Here is a 16168-nt window from a genome sequence, read left to right as displayed (position 1 = left end):
CCTTGATCCATAGATTATAAGCTAAAACTCTTTATTTATTTTTCATCAATTGCTTTACTGCCGTCATTCTTTTCATAAAATTGCTTTTGGCTATTGCCATATAAAATATAAAATAAAAGGCAATAACTTCTATTAAGTTTGTCATAGTAGGAGCGTTCAAATATTCTCTCATTTGAAAAACAGTTAAGAAAGAACTCACTACAAATGTAATAAGAAGAATATATAATCGGTTTCTCTCTTCTTCTAAAAAATTCAACCAACCAACATGTTCATATAATTTGGGATTAAACGCCTCAACGTTTTGCCCTAAATACTCATCTTTAAATCCAAAGTGACAAACCAAAGATATAAGAATAAGACACGCACTCAAAACAATTACTCTTAAAATAGGGGATTCAATTTTTATATTGTTTACTTGAACGAGAAAGGCATTTCCTAGAATTCCAAAGGATATTACTAACCATCTGAGATTAGGAAAGACTCTCTCATTTACTTTATTAGAATATACTTTTTTTCTTTTCACATCATAAAAGATGTTTCGACCTTGAAAGCCGCCTATGATAACCATAGATTTCGTTTTCTTCATTTTTCAATACCATCATATTAATAAAAAACTAGGACTGAGAGAAATCAAATTCTTCCTAAACTTTACCTATCTACCACTTGAGCCTCAAATTTAACTGGTTTATTGTCTACATTGGTGATGGTGATGGAGTAAGGTTTGTTGTTTGTCACATCAAAAATTTTTTCTCCTTGATACTGAATAATTAAATTTGATTTTTCTATATAAATATCAGCTAAATCACTATTTTCTACATAAGATTCAGTCAACTCTCCCGACTCATCTCTGACCCATTTGAACACATTTTGATTACTTAAATCATAATGTAAATCACTACCACTTACAGACCAATACTCTCTACCATTTAATTCTATTTTATTTTTATCATTTTTCTTTAGAATTAACTCTGAATAATATTCCACATCTTGTGTCCGAGGTTTGACTTTCAGGCTAATAGACTGGTTAGGTTGAAGGGTAAATTTACCAAGATTTTGTGCCCATAGATAAAATAGAATACTACCTGCCAGAATTCCAACAAGCAATAAACTACAACCTAAATTCCAATTCCATTGTTTTTTCAAGGTCATTTGTGAATCTCCTCATAGACCCCATATCATATTAGGACTCTATCCATTCTGCAATATTTCATCTTCTTTCCGTTTTCTCTGCTGACCCGACCACTTAATACACAGCAACAATACTATCATACGAAGAATCAAATAGACCAAACGAAGAATTTTCATCTTACCAAGAGCAGACAAAAACTCCTCCCTTGCATGTCCCACTTCTTGACCTAACTGTTCAACCGTTTTGCCTGTTTCCTCTTTAATAACAGCTGCATTCTTTGAAATCAAATAATAATTTTTCTCTAAACTTGTGGTATAGGCTCTGGATATTGGTTCATCTAAGAAAAAATATACTCTATCAGCATACTTATCTTCAGACAGAGTATAGTATATTTCAGCTTCACTCTCCCATTTTTTAGGAAAACTAGTTATTCTAATATTTTCATAATCTAGATGCATAATTCCATTTAATACGTCACTAGTCCATTCTTCCGCATAGTGATAAAGAGTTGCCTTCTTATCTACCATTGGCCAAACCATAACATACCGACTATGCATGAATTCCTTGGTCAAGGCCGAATTGCTAGCTAAACTAGTCGCACCAATCTCATATAAAGACCAAACAAGCACAATGAGCATTAAGAAAGCTTGAGTAGGTTTGTTTTTAAAATAGTTTTTCATTTTTTTTAACATTTTACTCTCCGATAGAGGGATTGGGTTTATCTAAATCTTTTTGGAAATGTTGGATAGCATCCATGAAATTTTCGAAGGTTGATGATTGTTCACTAGAATGAGAAGAAACGTATAAATTATAAGTTTCTTCTAATTTCTTCATTCCTTTCGTGTAATCTCCTTCTCCAATATTTTGAACAAATTCATAAGTTCTATAGCCAGATGTTCTCTCAACGCTATCGTAGTATGAGTTTGTAACATCAACCAGGCTATCCCCATCCTTAATTTTGTGATAAACATTAACAGCATCTAAATCTGAACGATAGTCATCGTTACCAAGACTCGGCGGAAGTCCCATAGTACCTGCTACATCACCTTGCCATCCCGCTAAATCATCTTCATTTTCAATAAAATGATTACCTGTATAATGTGCAGAAATAGTTGCAGCCATATGGGAATAGTCTATGGTTCCTCCAAATTGAGACAGTAACTCTCTAACTCTTGCTTTCTGCTTCTCGTCTAATTTATTATAATTTACTTGACCATATGCTTTCTCAGAAGCTAAATTCAGTTTCCCTTTTATCTCATCATTTGTATCTCCCTCTTCAATATTTTCCAATCCCGTAAAATTATGCTGATTCTGAATAGCTTTCTGAATCGTATCAATTTCATCATCTTTTAAGCCATATTTTCTCAAAACAGATTTCATTCTATAATTAATACCAACATTTATACCGTTTACCCCATTCGGGCTATATAATCCACCGACCACTTGCCAAGCTCCATAAGATTTATCACCATAAGAGTAAGATGCAACTATTTTAAAGAATTCTATATTTGCTTTCTTGGATCCATATTCCTTTTCTAGCTTTTGATATAAATTTAGTAATATCTCTGATTCAGTTCGACTAAATCCATACTGTTGTCTAATAGTTTGAATAAATTTCTCTTTTTTAGTTATTGGTATGTATGTCTCAATCTTCTGTCCCTTCATTTTAATAGCCCAGCTCATATCTACACCATCAACTGAGTAATTTCCATCACTATCTACTAGGACTTGGCTTAGCTGGCTGGCTCCTTGGATAGCTAGACGAAGAACTTCTAGACTATCGCTGAAATATTGGGAGACTTGAGCGACAAAGAACTCCAGCTTTTCAATCTTCTCTTCCAATTCTTTGATTTGTGATTCAATTTGCGACTCTGCACTAGAGAGAATCACCAGAGACTGCATGTGAGAAACGATATTAAATGTAGCAATAGACTTCATGCGCTCTAAGAATGATTCTTTTGCTTCAATAGCCTTTTTGACAGAGGCTAGTTGCTGCTCTCTCAATTCTTTTGTCTTCTTCAGCTGATCCAGGTCGAGGTTTCCGTACTCAGCTACCTGAGCATCTGCAGCTCTGTATGAATTTAACTCCGTTTGAATGTCGTCCACTGCTTCCTGCAGTTTCTTAATGGCAGGAATGATGATCTCTGAAAAGAGGCCTTTCCCTGCTGTGTAGGCTGCTCCCATGAGTTCTCCAGAGTCTAGGGTAGCTATCAGGTGGTCACAGCCCTGAGACAATCGGTCTGTCACCTCATTGGCCACTTGAATATTACTAGACATGGCCTCCATCAGCTGTGAAGACTCTGACGCACTGTACTTTACTCCCATGGTAAAGAGTTCATTTCTTTCGTCAATTTTTCTCGATTTTCATCTAATTTTTGCTGAACTTTCCTTGTTTGTTTGGAAACATTGTCCAACTCCTGCTCTACGTAGCTATCTATTGTTTGCTGCAAGGCTTGGTTTTCTTCCCATATTTTACGATTGGTAGAACTAGTCTCTGATACGGGATCTATCAAATTTTCTATTTGGGCATTCATCGTCCAAATATCTGTACGAAAATCCATTACCTTCTCTTCATAACGTCTTTTGAGAACTAAAAGATCTTCTTCTTGATTCTCAAGCTGAATGATTTGCTTATGTAATTGCTCACGTTTTTCTTGATTTTTATCTTTTATCATCAGTTGCTCCAACGTTGCGCCTGCTCTACATCACGCTTTTCAATTTTATAAGCTATATCAGGAAATTTATTAGCCTGAGTCAGGACAGCTGAGCTAAAGTCACTGACAGCCTGCAGCATTTGATTGCATGCCTGACGACCCGCTTCCATCCCAGCAATCTCTGTAGTATAGCTAAACTCTACCTGCTGATTTTGCTTGTCACTTGTATCTACCTCAACCAATTCACTGATAGCATTCTGAGCGGAAATAGTATCCGACTTGATTTTTCCCATAGTTCTGAAACTCCTTAGAAACTTCATTTGTTTTATAACAATTTTATCACGGAAATTTTACAAAAATATTACAAGAACTAATTTCCCCTTTTCACACTTCCTTGACATAAACCAACTCTTGTTCACTAGACAGGTCAGGTCGGTAAGTAAAGCCTGCAAAGCTTAATTTTTTCATCTGTTCGACTTCTGTTACTTGGTTAGTTATTAGAGTTGTTAAAAACTCACCACGCGCTTTTTTAGAAATGGTCGAATGGACTTTTAGCTTGCCGCCTCGGTCTTCCAGAAACTTAAAGCCTATCATGCGCTGGCGAATTTCCTTGGAAAAGACTGTTTCAAACTCGCTGGACAGGAGGGAGAAAATCACCTCCTCTTCTGCCAGAGCTTGGTTATAAGCTTCTTTCCAAAATGCCTTGAGACTCTTCCCATCTAGCTTGAGTGGCATCATAAAGTCCAAGCGATGGGGCGCTATGGGCTCCAGGACTGGGATGACACCGTAAAGTACTGATGTGATGGCAAGATGCTTCTCGATATACTGACTTTCTTCCTTAGTATAGTCCTGCCTCTTGATATGGCGGTACATGAGGCCATCAAAAAGATAAAGTGCTGGAGCATGCTGCGCAGTTCCTTCTCGCAAAGCCTGAATGGCTTGCCACTCTACCTCTGCTCTTTCTGGGGAGATTTTATAAAATGATGCCAAGTCAGCTACTGACATGGTTGCTAACTCATCCAACACAGCCTGAGTTTGTGCTGAAAGTGGATTCGGGATTGCGGATGGCGCAGTTAAATTCAACTCTTTAGCAGTTGGGATAAGAATTTTCATAGTTTCCTTCTTTCATTTAGTGAATATAGCGGACAACCCATTTACCCAAGGCTGTCTCTAGTAGATAGCTACCAATGATGAAGCCTAGCAGATTGGTCAAGATATCACCCAAGTCAAAAATGCCAAGGTGAAAGAGATACTGGCTCCCCTCAACCAGACTGATAGCCAAGGTAAAATAAGCCACATGTTTCCATGACAGCTTGCAGAGAAAGCCCAGCGGAATGAACATAATGATATTCATGGTGGGTACTAGCTTATCTCCATAAATCCAATTATAGGCAAAAGACTGAAGGTCCAGACTGAAGCCCTGCCTACCGATATTTTTCAAAAAGAGGGCATAGAATAGAATGAGAAAATAGAGGGTGTAACTGGCTAGCACCAGCCAACGAGGAATGTGGCGACTGTAGAGGCCGCGTATAAAAAGCGAGCTAATGGCTGTCAATGTTAGGATGATAGAAGCTGGTATCAGCAGGTTCCACTCTGGCTGATTCTTGTAAAAGACGACGGCTACATAGGCATAAAAAAAGCGCATATAGAGCCAAGACCAAAAAATTAGACTGCCTAGGAAGGCTGCCATATCAAAGATTGTTTGTTTTTTCATCTGAAACCTCCCTTTCTTCTTTTTAAAATTATATCAAATTTCAATGGGACATTCTATTTTTTGCTTGACTTTGATTTACAGAGATGTTATCATCTAGTTATAAAGACTAGATAAGAAAGTGATAAAGATTTGAACGCTCAACAAGTTTTTCCCAAGTGGGACGAATTACCAGAACTGGACCTATATTTGGACCAAGTCCTGCTCTATGTAAACAATGTCTGTGGCTCTTCTATTTCAGCTGCTGACAAGGGACTGACCGCTTCTATGATTAACAACTACGTCAAGCATGGCTATATTGCCAAGCCGGTCAAGAAAAAATATCAACGTCGCCAAGTAGCTCGCTTGATTGCCATTACGACCTTAAAAACGGTCTTTTCTATCCAGGAAATTTCAGCTACTTTAAATATGCTGCATAAAGAAGCAGATTCGCGAGAACTCTATGACGACTTTGTAGACTATATGAACGGCAGCAAGCTGGAGGTGGCACCCATCATTTCCACTGCCTGCCAGACAGTCAAACTCTATCAAAAGACCTTATCCCTAATCCAAGTACCAAGTGAGGAGGAAGAAAACCTTGAACTACGCGCTTAAACTCAGTAAAAAACTATCCTTCGGAGAGGAAATTGCCAATGCTGTTACCCATGCGGTAGGAGCCGTCCTGATGCTGATTCTGCTGCCTATCTCAGCAATTTATAGCTATGAGGGGCACGGATTGGTGGCTGCTGTCGGAACTTCTATCTTTGTCATCAGCCTCTTTCTCATGTTCCTCTCTTCAACAGTCTACCATTCAATGTCCTATGGCTCGACCCACAAGTATATCTTGCGCATTATTGACCACTCCATGATTTACATCGCCATTGCTGGCAGCTACACGCCAGTCGTCCTGTCGCTGATGAATAACTGGTTTGGCTATCTCATCATTGCTATCCAGTGGGGCACGACCATCTTTGGCATTCTTTATAAGATTTTCGCTAAGAAGGTCAATGAAAAATTCAGCTTAGCTCTCTATCTGATTATGGGCTGGCTGGTGGTCTTTATCATTCCGCAGATTATTGGTCAGACTGGACCAGTCTTCTGGGGACTCATGCTGGCTGGTGGACTATGCTATACTGTAGGAGCTGGCTTCTATGCTCAAAAGAAGCCCTACTTCCATATGATTTGGCACCTTTTCATCCTAGCGGCCTCTGCCCTTCAATACCTTGCTATCGTTTACTTTATGTAAGAGAAAAACACAAAAACCGTCTGAGAATTCTCAGACGGTTTCTTTGTTTATGCTGATTATTGATTCATCCTTGCTTTTCAATGGCCTTCTTTGCTTGTGCGCTTTTCTGACTTGCTGAAAGATTGGATATAAGATTGGGACGGCAATGACTGTGGCTAGACTGGAGCCAAATGTACCAGTAATCTCAGTTACTGCCAGTAAAAAGGCTGCTGGTAAACTACTCCCGCCAAACAGTGTTCCTGTCAGAGTGTACTTGAAAATATTGAGCACAATTTTCACCAAAGCTGCTGCTACTGCTGTCACAAGAATATTTCTTAGTTGATCCTTTCTCTGAAAAAGTCCTTCATACAGAAAATGAATCACCGCGGCCACCGCAAGAGCTTCTAGCAAGATAACTGGGATTTCCGTTGCATAACCATTTAGCAAGTCAAATATTCCCAATCCAATAGCAGCCGCTAAAAAACCGAGTTTACTGCCAAAAATCAGACAACCCACTACCACCAGCGCATTCCCAAAGTGAATAAACTGAGCTCCCACAGGAATTTTAAAAAACTGAATGCTCAAAAAAATCAAAGCAGCAAATAAACTAATCATGGTTAAGGTTTGCAAATCAAGTGTTTGTTTCTTCATATTTTTCCTCCATTAAGGCTTGAAAATCAGCGAAAAGCTCTCCTAGATAGGGCTGGTAAACAACGCCCTTCTTTGGATCTATTTGCTCTTTAAAGCTAAAGGCCAAGCTCTTTTCAATAAATTTCAAAATCACCGGCAGGGCTTGTTTGATGTCAATCCCCTGAACAAAAGCCGCAACTACAAGTGTCGTCAATATATCACCCGTTCCAAAAAATTGCTGGGGCAGAGCTGGACTAGAAAAGAGGTTAAACTCTTCTGTTACTACATCAAAATAGGCCACACCAATCTGATTCTCTTTCATGGGCAAGCCAGTCAACAAGACCTTGCTCGGTCCTAACTCAGCCAAACGCTTGCTAAAGTCCTCCCATCTATCTTCTGATAAACTCTCTTCATAGGGTTCCTCCAACAACAAACAGGCTTCCGTCAAATTGGGCAGAACCAAATCGGCATGTTGGCAGAGGCGACGCATATGCTCTAGATGGGCATCTGAGAATCCCTGATAAAAAGTCCCCTTGTCTCCCATGATAGGATCCACGATAAGGGGCAAGCTTTTTTCTTCTTTAAAGCGCAGCAAATTTTCCACCTGTATGTCAGACTTCAAATATCCTGTTACCAGAGCTGAAAAGTCGAACTCCAGGCTCTGCCATTGTTTCAAAATAGCAAGCATCCCATGCGTGTAATCATCTATATAGATGTCGGAAAAACCGCCTGTATGGGACGATAAAATCATGGTTGGCAAGAGGGCAACCTCTAGCTGGCAAATTGCAAAGAGCGGCAGGGCAGCTGTTGCAGCAACCTTACCTAAGCCAGAAATATCTGTGGCTAGAATAACTGTTTTTGTTTTCATGACTCCTCCTACTTGCTCTCTATTGTAAAATATCTAAAAATGAGTTACAATATGAAAAAATCAAATCTGTATGGGGACAGTTTTATGGTTAAAGCAAAATACCAACGCATCGTTGATAAGATTACTAAGGATATTAAAGAGGGAAAACTGGCAACTGGTCAGAAAATCCCTTCTGTCCGCAAGCTTGCAGAGCGTTATTACTGCAGCAAGGATACTGCGCAGAAGGCTCTGATTGAGCTCAAGTATCAGAAGTACATCTATGCCGTTCCCAAAAGTGGCTACTATGTGCTGGAGAATGCTCAGGAAGAAAAGCAGGATTTGGAGCTGCCTGTGAGGGATGACCGCCACCAAGCCTACGAGGATTTCCGCCTCTGTGTAAATGAAACTCTGATCGGCCGGGAAAATTATCTCTTCAACTACTACCCTCAGCAGGAAGGGCTGGAGGATCTGCGTCGCTCTGTGCAAAAACTGATGCTGGACTCTGCTGTCTATGCTTCTAGAGATCAGCTGGTACTGACTTCCGGCACCCAGCAGGCCCTCTATATCCTTTCACAGATTGACTTCCCAAATCAAAAAGAGCATATTCTGGTGGAGCAGCCGACCTACCATCGGATTAATGATCTTCTGCTAGCGCAAAAACTTCCTTATGAAACCATTGAAAGAACTCCACAAGGTATTAATCTGCAAGAACTTGAGAGGATTTTTCAAAGCGGAAAGATCAAGTTCTTCTACACCATTCCGCGTTTTCACTATCCCTTGGGCCACTCCTACAGTCGGCAGGACAAGGAAGAGATTCTTCGACTGGCACAGCTCTATGATGTCTATATCGTAGAAGATGACTACCTATCAGACTTTGATAGCCGGCGGGAGCTAACCTTTCATTATCTAGACAATAGCCAGCGGGTCATCTACATCAAGTCCTTTTCTACCAGCCTTTTCCCTGCCCTGAGGATTACTGCCCTGCTCCTTCCGCCCCAGATTCAAAAGACCTTTATCGCTTACAAAAGCGCCGTGGACTATGACAGCAACCTCATCATGCAGAAGGCTCTATCGCTCTATATCGACAGTCTAATGTTTGAAAAAAATAGGCTGGCGCTGCTGCAGCTTCAAGAAGAGGAAGCAAGAAAGGCGCAGACACTGCTAGAACAAGCTCAGCTTCCACTATCCAGCTATCTGACCAAGGATGGCATTCTGTTAGACTTGAGGTCACTTTCTTCCGTCAGTGCTCTCAAACACAGTAGCCTGCCGCTTGACTTCTTTGAACAGAGTTACCTTGCTAGCTGTCCTTACCAGTATGCTAAGCTGCCTTATGATAACTTAGAAGAAAATGTAGAGAAACTAAAAGACTATTTAAAATAGGTGTAGAATTCCAAATGAATTCTACACCTTTCACTTATAATCAGGCTTTTCAAGACTCCATCATCCCAGCCTGCAGTTGGTACATTTTCTTATAGGTTCCATCCTGTGCTAACAATTCTTCGTGGCTGCCAGATTCGATAATGCGGCCCTTGTCTAAGACATAGATGCAGTCAGCATCCTGAATGGTAGACAGACGGTGGGCAATGGCAATGGTTGTCCGCCCCCGCCGCATTTTTCTCAGTGAGGCTTGAATCAACTCCTCTGTCTCCGAATCAATATTGGCTGTCGCCTCATCCAAAATCAAGATTTTAGGCTTAGTAGCGATGGTTCTGGCAAAGGCTAAAAGCTGCCGTTGACCGCTGGAAAAAGTCGCTCCCCGCTCAGTCACAGGGGCATCATAGCCTTGAGGGAGCTGACTGATAAAGCCATGAGCATCTACAAACTTAGCCGCTTCTATAATTTCTTCTCGTGTCAGCTGCTCTTGGTAAAGCTGAATATTGGAAGCAACGGTACCGTGATAAAGGAAGGGATCCTGTAAAACAAGACCAATCTTTCGCCGCAGCTCCTCCTGACTAAAGTCTTTAATGTCACGGCCATCAATCAAAATCTGCCCCCGCTCAAACTCATAAAAACGCAGGAAAAGATTGATAATAGAGGACTTGCCAGAGCCAGTCGAACCCACAAAGGCAATCGTCTGGCCTTTTTTGACAGAAAAGGAGATATCCCGCAAAACATCACGCTTTCCATCATAAGAAAAGGAAACGTGCTTGAATGCGATGCTGCCATCTTGGATTTGCAAGTCTTGGTTAGCCTGCTCAGGCTCGTAGTCAGTGCGGTCTATAATTTCAAAAACCCGCTCCGCAGCAACCATAGATGTCTGTAAAACAGAGTAATTCTGCATAACGTCAATCAAAGGATTAAAAAGCTGATTAACATACTGGATAAAGGCATACATAATACCTGCCGTAATTCCCACCACTTGCCAAGTCAAGCCAAAGTAAGTCAGAATCACTCCATAAGCCAAGATTTTCAGCAGAGACATGGCCGGTCTCAGAAAGAGACTGTTGATATTGAGATAGCGATTGGTAAAGCCTAAATGCTGACCGTTGATTTCTTCAAATTCCCGCAGCAAGCGCTTCTCTTGCCCAAAAGCCTGAATAATCCGCATTCCTTCAATACTTTCAGATAGCTTGACATTCAAATCGCTGAGCTTATCCCGGACCTGCTTCAGCTGACGATTGGATAGATGCTGATAAAGCAAGATAGAAGCTGCCATCAGAGGTAAAAAGAGAGCAATCATCAGGGTCAATTGCCAGTTGAGGGCAAACATGGCGCTCAAAGTAACAACTAAAATCAGCAAGGAGCTCAAAAAATTAGAAAAAATCTCACTGAACATATCTGCGACTGCCTGAGTATCATTAGTCAGGCGGGAAACGATAGCACCAGCTGGCGTCCTATCAAAATAAGCCATTTGCAGACGCTGGATATTGGCAAAGCTTTCCTGTCGCAAGTCCCGAACCACACTTTGAGCCACACGCGCAAAGAAATACTTTCCCAAGAAGGTAAAAAGTACACGCAAGAGGAAAAGGCCATAGTAAAGAGCCATCAAAGGCAGGCCAGCCCAGGCTTGATTGCGGCCGATAAACTGATCAATAAAATAGCGGGCCAAGAGTGGCAATGCCGTTGTGACCATAGTCGTCAGCAGGATGAAGGCCAAGGCCATGCTGCTCACTATCCTGTAGCGCCACATATAGCCTAGGAGGCGATGAAAAGTTGCTTTCTTTTTCATATTAATCTTCCTCCTTCAAGCTTTCTGCCAGCTGCTGATTGTGATAAGTCTGGGCATACCAGCCCTCTTGCTCCAATAGCTCTTGGTGAGTGCCCCGCTCCTTGATCCGCCCCTCTTCCATAACTAAAATCAGGTCTGCATGCACCAAGGCTGACAGCCGATGAGCTGTGATGATGGTAGTCTTGCCAGCACGCTCTGACTTTAGATTTTCTAGAATCAGATTCTCCGTCTTGGCATCAACAGCCGACAGGGAATCATCTAAAATCAGAATTTCAGGATTGGTAATAATAGCCCGACTCATCGCCAAGCGCTGCTTCTGACCGCCAGATAAGGACAAGCCCCGCTCACTGACAACCGTATCCAGCCCCTCTGGCATAGCCTGAATATCCTCATATACACCACAGAGTTGAGCGGCAGCTAAAACTTGACTATCTGTCAGCTGGGGATTAGTAAAGCGGATATTGTCCCGAATGGACAGAGCAAAGAGCATCTGTTCTTGTGGTACGTAGCCGATGAGACGGCGCAAGTCTTTGAGGCGGTACTCTCGGATATCATGGCCATTCAGATAGATAGCCCCCTCCTGGATATCCTGCTCCCGCAGCAGCAAGCGCAGAAGAGTGGTCTTCCCTGAGCCCGTCTGACCGACAATTCCCAATGTCTGTCCTTGCTCAATGGAAAAATGAATATCCGATAAACTAGTCTCCTCGACATAAGAAAACTTCTGAATGTCATAATCCAATCGACCATTTTCCGCATGAGAAAGGGGTTGTTCAGCTTCCTTGACATCTGACTCCTGAGCCAGCAACTTCTCAATCCGCTCATAAGAAACAGCACCTCGCTGGCCGATGTTAAAAAGATAGCCAGTAGCCTGCAGCGGCCAAACCAACATATCCAGATAAGTGATAAAAGTAACCAACTCTCCTATGGTGAATTGCCCTTGGGAGATAAAAATTCCACCGAAAATCAAGGTCAAAACATAAGAAAGACCGATAAAAAGCAAAACCAAGGGGTCAAAAAGAGAATCGTACTTGGCAGCCAAAACGTTTTTTTCGTAGACCTCCTGATTGGTCTTGGCAAAAGACTGAGTCTCCGCCTCCTGATAGCCAAAGGACTTGGTCACTCGAATCCCTGAAACGCTCTCCTGAACCTTATTGTTCAAATCTGAAAAAGCCTCTTGAGCAGCCTTAAAACTTTCATGATTTTTTCGACCAATCAAGCCTGTGCCCCATGACAAGAAGGGCATGGGCACAATGGCAATCAAAGTCAGCCGCCAGTCCAAAACGAAAAACATAGTTAGCAGTGTCACCAGGGCTGTAATAGAAGCATCCACAGCTGACATGACTCCACCACCAGCCAGACTGACAACTGCATTGATATCGTTTGTTGCATGAGCCATCAAGTCCCCTGTACGGTATTTCTGATAAAAAGAGGGAGACATGTAAGTAAAGTGCTCGAACAATCGAGAGCGCAGAATCCGTCCCAGATTATTGGACGTCCCTAAGATATAAAGGCGCCAGACATAGCGCAGGCCGTACATGATAAAAGCTGAAGCAATTAGCAACAGCAAATTAAGGAGCAGCTCTTGAGAAGTCAGATGTTTGCTAGCAATTCGGTCAATAACCTGACCGATGACTCTGGGCGGTATCAGATTGAAGACACTGACCAAGGACAAGGCCAAGATACCGATGATATAGCGCCGCTTTTCCAACTTAAAAAACCAGGCTAATTTTCTAATGAGGTTCATAATTTCTCCTATTCTTACTAGTCTTTTTATTATACTGTTTTTTGAGGAAAAATGAAACACAGCGGATTGGAGCGCTGTGCTTCGATTCTATTTTTTACTGGTCAGCTGGTAACTAACAGCCAGTAAATCAAAGATTTCTTGATCACTCAGGGTATCATCCAAGGGCAGACTGAGCCAATATTTCTTATTCATGTGAAAGGCCGGGTAAATCCCCTTTTTCTGAATCAGCTCCGCCACATGATCATTCTTAACATTTAGCACCTCAATAGCGCCGCTTCGCTCTGCTTCAAACTTAGACCAGTCTGTGTTCAAAAAAGCTCCGTACCATTTTTTACTATCCTGGTGACGGAAAACTCCAGCCTTGGTCGAGCTCTTTCTGGAAGACTTCTCCCAGAGGTACTCTATTTGCCCCTGATAAACCTCAGCCGCATGATCCCGCAGTCGCTTACTCTGCTCATAGAGAAAGCCAACCTCGTCAAAACAGTGCTGACGGATAGCCAGCAGTTCTGCCTGACAAGCTTCACGAACCTGCCCAACAAACTCACCCGTCACCTGCTCCATCTTGACCTGCAGATAGGCGTCATCAGTATCACAGTCAAAGACCTGATAATCTGGCTTCCCATCTCTGATAGTTACTTCCAAGCGAAAGTCACCCTTCATAATCTCCTGCGAAAAATGGTAAGCTCCATCAGACTCCTTAAAACCGTAGGTCTGAAGCTTGTCTGGATTAGCCTTGTATTTTTCAAATAGTTCCAACATCTACTTATCTGCTGCCAGCGCAGCTTAACCCTCCTTAAAATACAATTTTAGTTCCATGCAGCTGGTCAACTGCCAGACTGTCTATAATTTGCTGACGATTGCCTAGATGAATGCCACCGCCCGGCATAATATCAATCCGATCAGCAGCATGCTCGATTAATTCGTCCAGCCAAGCAAAATGCTCCTCAATTGGCTCACTGTCAGGTCCTCCGTGGGTCAAAATTCGCTGGACACCGTTCTCAATCAGCCAGTCCATTTCGCCAAACTGGTATTCAGCCGGTATCGCATCAAAAGCCATGTGGAAGACTACTTCCAGTCCCTTGCATGCCTCCAGCAGGCGCTGCATCTTCGAAACATCTATTTCGTTCTTCTCCGTCAAGACACCAAAGACCACTCCCTGACTGCCGGCTTCCTTGGCTTTTTGGATATCAGCCAACATAATCCCAATTTCAAGGTCAGTGTAAACAAAATCACCGCCCCGAGGCCGAATCATGGTCATCACTGTCGCACCGTAAGGCTTGGCTAAGTCAACTGCTGCTCGAATTACGCCATAGCTGGGCGTCGTACCACCGACAGCCAGATTATCACAGAGTTCAATCCGTTGGGCCCCCGCCTTCATAGCCTTTTCTAACAAGGTTACATTTTCCGCACAAAATTCATAAAGCATCATCTCACCTCTGATTTAATATATTGATTTCCTTTATCTATTATAACACAAGAGCTTCGCGATATCAGCTCTTATCAAATTTTCTAGCTTCTCTCTTACACCAATCAAGCCAATTAGTCTGATAGTCTTCCTTGGACAAGATGCGGTTCTGTAAATCAGCTATCGAGAAGATGCCTCTTTCTTGACAAGCCTGGACACAGTATCGATAAAAGACCCAGTTAAGCTCGTCCCTATCATAATAGATGGGAATATGAGAGAGGCCAGCCTGATAAGCCTTAAAGGCTCTGCTATGTCCATCAGTAAAGAAAACTTTTCCATCCATACGCTTGACAGGTAAAGCTTCAAGTTCTTGTTAGTCAAAATCAATACAAATCCTGTCCAGCTTTTCCCGTGAAAGGTAGAACTGACTGGGCTGGATCTGCGCTATGGACAAGGTCAAATCAAGTGTATAGGATCTGCCTTTCTCTGTAGCAAGGGTTGGATAGAAACCAAGCGACTCAAACAAACTGCGAGAGGGCTGATTGAAATCGTAAATTTCTTGAACTGCTAGTTTTTGATAGTCTAGATTGCGTGCGCGCTGTATCAAAGCAGAAAGAACTTTCTTGCCAACTCCTTTCCTACGGTAGTCCGCATTTCCAATGATAATAGGCAAATCATCTTGCCAAAAGGTCACATCCCCAATGGCCAGCCAGCACTCCTGCTCCAATACTTCAATAAAATACACTTCACCTTGCCTAGCAAGATATTCATACATCCTTTGAACTCGCTCCGGCGAATAGGGCTCTCTTCTGCCATCAATCATATAAATCATATCTGGATCTTGGTACCAGTCCAAGGCTAGTTCAAACTGACCATCATAGGCCCGCAAACGCAGATTGTCATCAATAATAATCAGCTCCTCTTGCTGGATATTAGGAATAGGCATCTTTTCTCCCTCACAATGCTATTTCTCAAATAATAGTATAAAAACTCCATTTGATTCGGAAGACTTCTTCCTCAAATGAAGTTTTCTTTTTTAGATTCCATAACCCATGCTGAACTGGATTTTAGCAGCTCCGTTCTGGAAGCTGATTTTGTTAATGCTGAATTGACTCTGCGGCAGAGCTAGAAGGAAACTATCACCCTCCGTTGTGATAGATGAATTAGAGGCCTGCATTTGTTGCTTCAGCATGCCTGTCACCCAAGATTTAGGGATAGGAAGAGAGCCTAGCTTGGCACTATCAATTGTGATGTGCAAGACATTATCCCTCACCGTCACATCCACCTCTAGGTCCAGCTTACTGCCAATGAAGAGCAGTTTGACTGGATACTGGATGCGCAGCTTATTGCCTTCAATACTGTAAACACTGTTCAGCAGCTCCTGATTCTCAGAGTCAGTCAGAGAAGACTTGAGCACCTGATTAAGCTGGACGCTATTGAGAGAAACTTCCGTGCTAACTCCCTGAGCCGTCACATTGGCGTTGCTCAAAGCTGGCTCAATAATACTCATCCAGGAAGCACTGCCTTGAACATTCTTTAATTGTTGACTTTGATTAACAGATGCAGGAACCAGAAACAGCACCGCTGCAAGCAACAGCACCAAAGCAATTCCCACTACTCTTTTTACCATTTTCATGTTTGTATTCCTTTAATTTGAGAAAATCCCTTTAGATAA

Annotated in this window: 18 protein-coding genes and 1 pseudogene; 3 read left to right on the top strand and 16 right to left on the bottom strand. The window is 42.1% G+C overall.

Annotation, left to right across the window (positions count from 1 at the left end; translation table 11 throughout):
• Window positions 1-31: 31 nt before the first annotated feature.
• The 8 genes from O3620_RS06660 to O3620_RS06625 all read right to left on the bottom strand — a co-directional run bounded on the left by O3620_RS06660 (window position 32) and on the right by O3620_RS06625 (window position 5497).
• Window positions 32-586 (bottom strand): hypothetical protein, encoded by a 555-nt coding sequence (locus O3620_RS06660; RefSeq protein WP_002918842.1) that lies wholly within the window; start codon window positions 584-586, stop codon window positions 32-34.
• A 62-nt stretch (window positions 587-648) separates the two neighbouring features.
• The gene (locus O3620_RS06655) at window positions 649-1149 is read right to left on the bottom strand and encodes a hypothetical protein (protein ID WP_002918841.1); all 501 of its coding nucleotides are present in this window, start codon (window positions 1147-1149) and stop codon (window positions 649-651) included.
• Between the two features lie 39 nt (window positions 1150-1188).
• Entirely contained in the window at window positions 1189-1821 is a 633-nt protein-coding gene (locus O3620_RS06650) for a hypothetical protein (protein ID WP_002918839.1), read from the bottom strand.
• A 1-nt stretch (window position 1822) separates the two neighbouring features.
• Window positions 1823-3454, bottom strand: a complete 1632-nt coding sequence (locus O3620_RS06645; RefSeq protein ID WP_002918835.1) for an ATP-binding protein — start codon at window positions 3452-3454, stop codon at window positions 1823-1825.
• On the bottom strand, window positions 3445-3804 hold the full coding sequence (locus tag O3620_RS06640) for a hypothetical protein (RefSeq protein WP_002918834.1): 360 nt from the start codon (window positions 3802-3804) through the stop codon (window positions 3445-3447). Before O3620_RS06640 ends, O3620_RS06645 begins: the two co-directional genes overlap by 10 nt.
• Window positions 3804-4103, bottom strand: a complete 300-nt coding sequence (locus O3620_RS06635; protein WP_002918833.1) for a hypothetical protein — start codon at window positions 4101-4103, stop codon at window positions 3804-3806. The genes O3620_RS06640 and O3620_RS06635 overlap by 1 nt, the downstream gene beginning before the upstream one ends.
• Window positions 4104-4167: 64 nt before the next feature.
• Window positions 4168-4896 (bottom strand): peroxide stress protein YaaA, encoded by a 729-nt coding sequence (yaaA, locus tag O3620_RS06630; RefSeq protein ID WP_061595145.1) that lies wholly within the window; start codon window positions 4894-4896, stop codon window positions 4168-4170.
• Window positions 4897-4912: 16 nt separating this feature from the next.
• On the bottom strand, window positions 4913-5497 hold the full coding sequence (locus tag O3620_RS06625; protein WP_002913459.1) for a VanZ family protein: 585 nt from the start codon (window positions 5495-5497) through the stop codon (window positions 4913-4915).
• A gap of 129 nt (window positions 5498-5626) precedes the next feature.
• Between O3620_RS06625 and O3620_RS06620 the strand changes: the two genes are divergently transcribed.
• Together O3620_RS06620 and O3620_RS06615 are read left to right on the top strand one after the other, a co-directional pair.
• Window positions 5627-6088 (top strand): DUF1836 domain-containing protein, encoded by a 462-nt coding sequence (locus O3620_RS06620; RefSeq protein ID WP_371601558.1) that lies wholly within the window; start codon window positions 5627-5629, stop codon window positions 6086-6088.
• The gene (locus O3620_RS06615; protein ID WP_002900134.1) at window positions 6072-6719 is read left to right on the top strand and encodes a hemolysin III family protein; all 648 of its coding nucleotides are present in this window, start codon (window positions 6072-6074) and stop codon (window positions 6717-6719) included. Before O3620_RS06620 ends, O3620_RS06615 begins: the two co-directional genes overlap by 17 nt.
• Before the next feature lie 30 nt (window positions 6720-6749).
• Here the strand turns inward: O3620_RS06615 and O3620_RS06610 are convergent, their stop codons facing one another.
• Both O3620_RS06610 and O3620_RS06605 read right to left on the bottom strand, forming a co-directional pair.
• On the bottom strand, window positions 6750-7349 hold the full coding sequence (locus tag O3620_RS06610) for an ECF transporter S component (RefSeq protein WP_371601557.1): 600 nt from the start codon (window positions 7347-7349) through the stop codon (window positions 6750-6752).
• Window positions 7330-8196: a pyridoxamine kinase gene (locus O3620_RS06605; RefSeq protein ID WP_061595144.1), complete on the bottom strand. Its 867-nt coding sequence runs from the start codon at window positions 8194-8196 to the stop codon at window positions 7330-7332. Before O3620_RS06605 ends, O3620_RS06610 begins: the two co-directional genes overlap by 20 nt.
• A 39-nt stretch (window positions 8197-8235) precedes the next feature.
• On the opposite strand from O3620_RS06605, the gene O3620_RS06600 reads away from it, so the two are divergent.
• Entirely contained in the window at window positions 8236-9555 is a 1320-nt protein-coding gene (locus O3620_RS06600; protein ID WP_002913452.1) for a PLP-dependent aminotransferase family protein, read from the top strand.
• A gap of 49 nt (window positions 9556-9604) precedes the next feature.
• Here the strand turns inward: O3620_RS06600 and O3620_RS06595 are convergent, their stop codons facing one another.
• The 6 genes and pseudogenes from O3620_RS06595 to O3620_RS06570 form a co-directional block, all read right to left on the bottom strand.
• On the bottom strand, window positions 9605-11344 hold the full coding sequence (locus O3620_RS06595; RefSeq protein ID WP_002913451.1) for an ABC transporter ATP-binding protein: 1740 nt from the start codon (window positions 11342-11344) through the stop codon (window positions 9605-9607).
• 1 nt (window position 11345) lies between these two features.
• On the bottom strand, window positions 11346-13088 hold the full coding sequence (locus O3620_RS06590) for an ABC transporter ATP-binding protein (RefSeq protein WP_061595143.1): 1743 nt from the start codon (window positions 13086-13088) through the stop codon (window positions 11346-11348).
• An 87-nt stretch (window positions 13089-13175) separates the two neighbouring features.
• Entirely contained in the window at window positions 13176-13847 is a 672-nt protein-coding gene (locus O3620_RS06585) for an MmcQ/YjbR family DNA-binding protein (RefSeq protein ID WP_002903069.1), read from the bottom strand.
• A 34-nt stretch (window positions 13848-13881) separates the two neighbouring features.
• Entirely contained in the window at window positions 13882-14514 is a 633-nt protein-coding gene (locus tag O3620_RS06580) for a copper homeostasis protein CutC (protein ID WP_032909634.1), read from the bottom strand.
• 64 nt (window positions 14515-14578) lie between these two features.
• Window positions 14579-15439: pseudogene (locus O3620_RS06575) on the bottom strand (GNAT family N-acetyltransferase).
• Between the two features lie 90 nt (window positions 15440-15529).
• Entirely contained in the window at window positions 15530-16129 is a 600-nt protein-coding gene (locus O3620_RS06570) for a hypothetical protein (protein WP_002903074.1), read from the bottom strand.
• Window positions 16130-16168 lie beyond the last annotated feature (39 nt).

This window comes from Streptococcus sp. 27098_8_134 (assembly GCF_041431675.1).
In the GTDB taxonomy this organism is placed as follows: Bacteria; Bacillota; Bacilli; order Lactobacillales; family Streptococcaceae; genus Streptococcus; species Streptococcus sanguinis_R.
Note: the sequence above shows the minus strand (reverse complement) of the source record. Positions and strands in the feature narration are given on the sequence as shown.

Bases quoted from the DNA above. Each gene is read 5' to 3' on its own strand.
- O3620_RS06585 (WP_002903069.1), bottom strand. From the start codon at position 13,847: ATGTTGGAACTATTTGAAAAATACAAGGCTAATCCAGACAAGCTTCAG.
- O3620_RS06660 (WP_002918842.1), bottom strand. From the start codon at position 586: ATGAAGAAAACGAAATCTATGGTTATCATAGGCGGCTTTCAAGGTCGA.
- O3620_RS06605 (WP_061595144.1), bottom strand. From the start codon at position 8,196: ATGAAAACAAAAACAGTTATTCTAGCCACAGATATTTCTGGCTTAGGT.
- O3620_RS06590 (WP_061595143.1), bottom strand. From the start codon at position 13,088: ATGAACCTCATTAGAAAATTAGCCTGGTTTTTTAAGTTGGAAAAGCGG.
- O3620_RS06610 (WP_371601557.1), bottom strand. From the start codon at position 7,349: ATGAAGAAACAAACACTTGATTTGCAAACCTTAACCATGATTAGTTTA.
- O3620_RS06635 (WP_002918833.1), bottom strand. From the start codon at position 4,103: ATGAAGTTTCTAAGGAGTTTCAGAACTATGGGAAAAATCAAGTCGGAT.
- O3620_RS06645 (WP_002918835.1), bottom strand. From the start codon at position 3,454: ATGGGAGTAAAGTACAGTGCGTCAGAGTCTTCACAGCTGATGGAGGCC.
- O3620_RS06625 (WP_002913459.1), bottom strand. From the start codon at position 5,497: ATGAAAAAACAAACAATCTTTGATATGGCAGCCTTCCTAGGCAGTCTA.
- O3620_RS06650 (WP_002918839.1), bottom strand. From the start codon at position 1,821: ATGTTAAAAAAAATGAAAAACTATTTTAAAAACAAACCTACTCAAGCT.
- O3620_RS06600 (WP_002913452.1), top strand. From the start codon at position 8,236: ATGAGTTACAATATGAAAAAATCAAATCTGTATGGGGACAGTTTTATG.
- O3620_RS06640 (WP_002918834.1), bottom strand. From the start codon at position 3,804: ATGATAAAAGATAAAAATCAAGAAAAACGTGAGCAATTACATAAGCAA.
- O3620_RS06570 (WP_002903074.1), bottom strand. From the start codon at position 16,129: ATGAAAATGGTAAAAAGAGTAGTGGGAATTGCTTTGGTGCTGTTGCTT.
- O3620_RS06595 (WP_002913451.1), bottom strand. From the start codon at position 11,344: ATGAAAAAGAAAGCAACTTTTCATCGCCTCCTAGGCTATATGTGGCGC.
- O3620_RS06655 (WP_002918841.1), bottom strand. From the start codon at position 1,149: ATGACCTTGAAAAAACAATGGAATTGGAATTTAGGTTGTAGTTTATTG.
- yaaA (WP_061595145.1), bottom strand. From the start codon at position 4,896: ATGAAAATTCTTATCCCAACTGCTAAAGAGTTGAATTTAACTGCGCCA.
- O3620_RS06580 (WP_032909634.1), bottom strand. From the start codon at position 14,514: ATGCTTTATGAATTTTGTGCGGAAAATGTAACCTTGTTAGAAAAGGCT.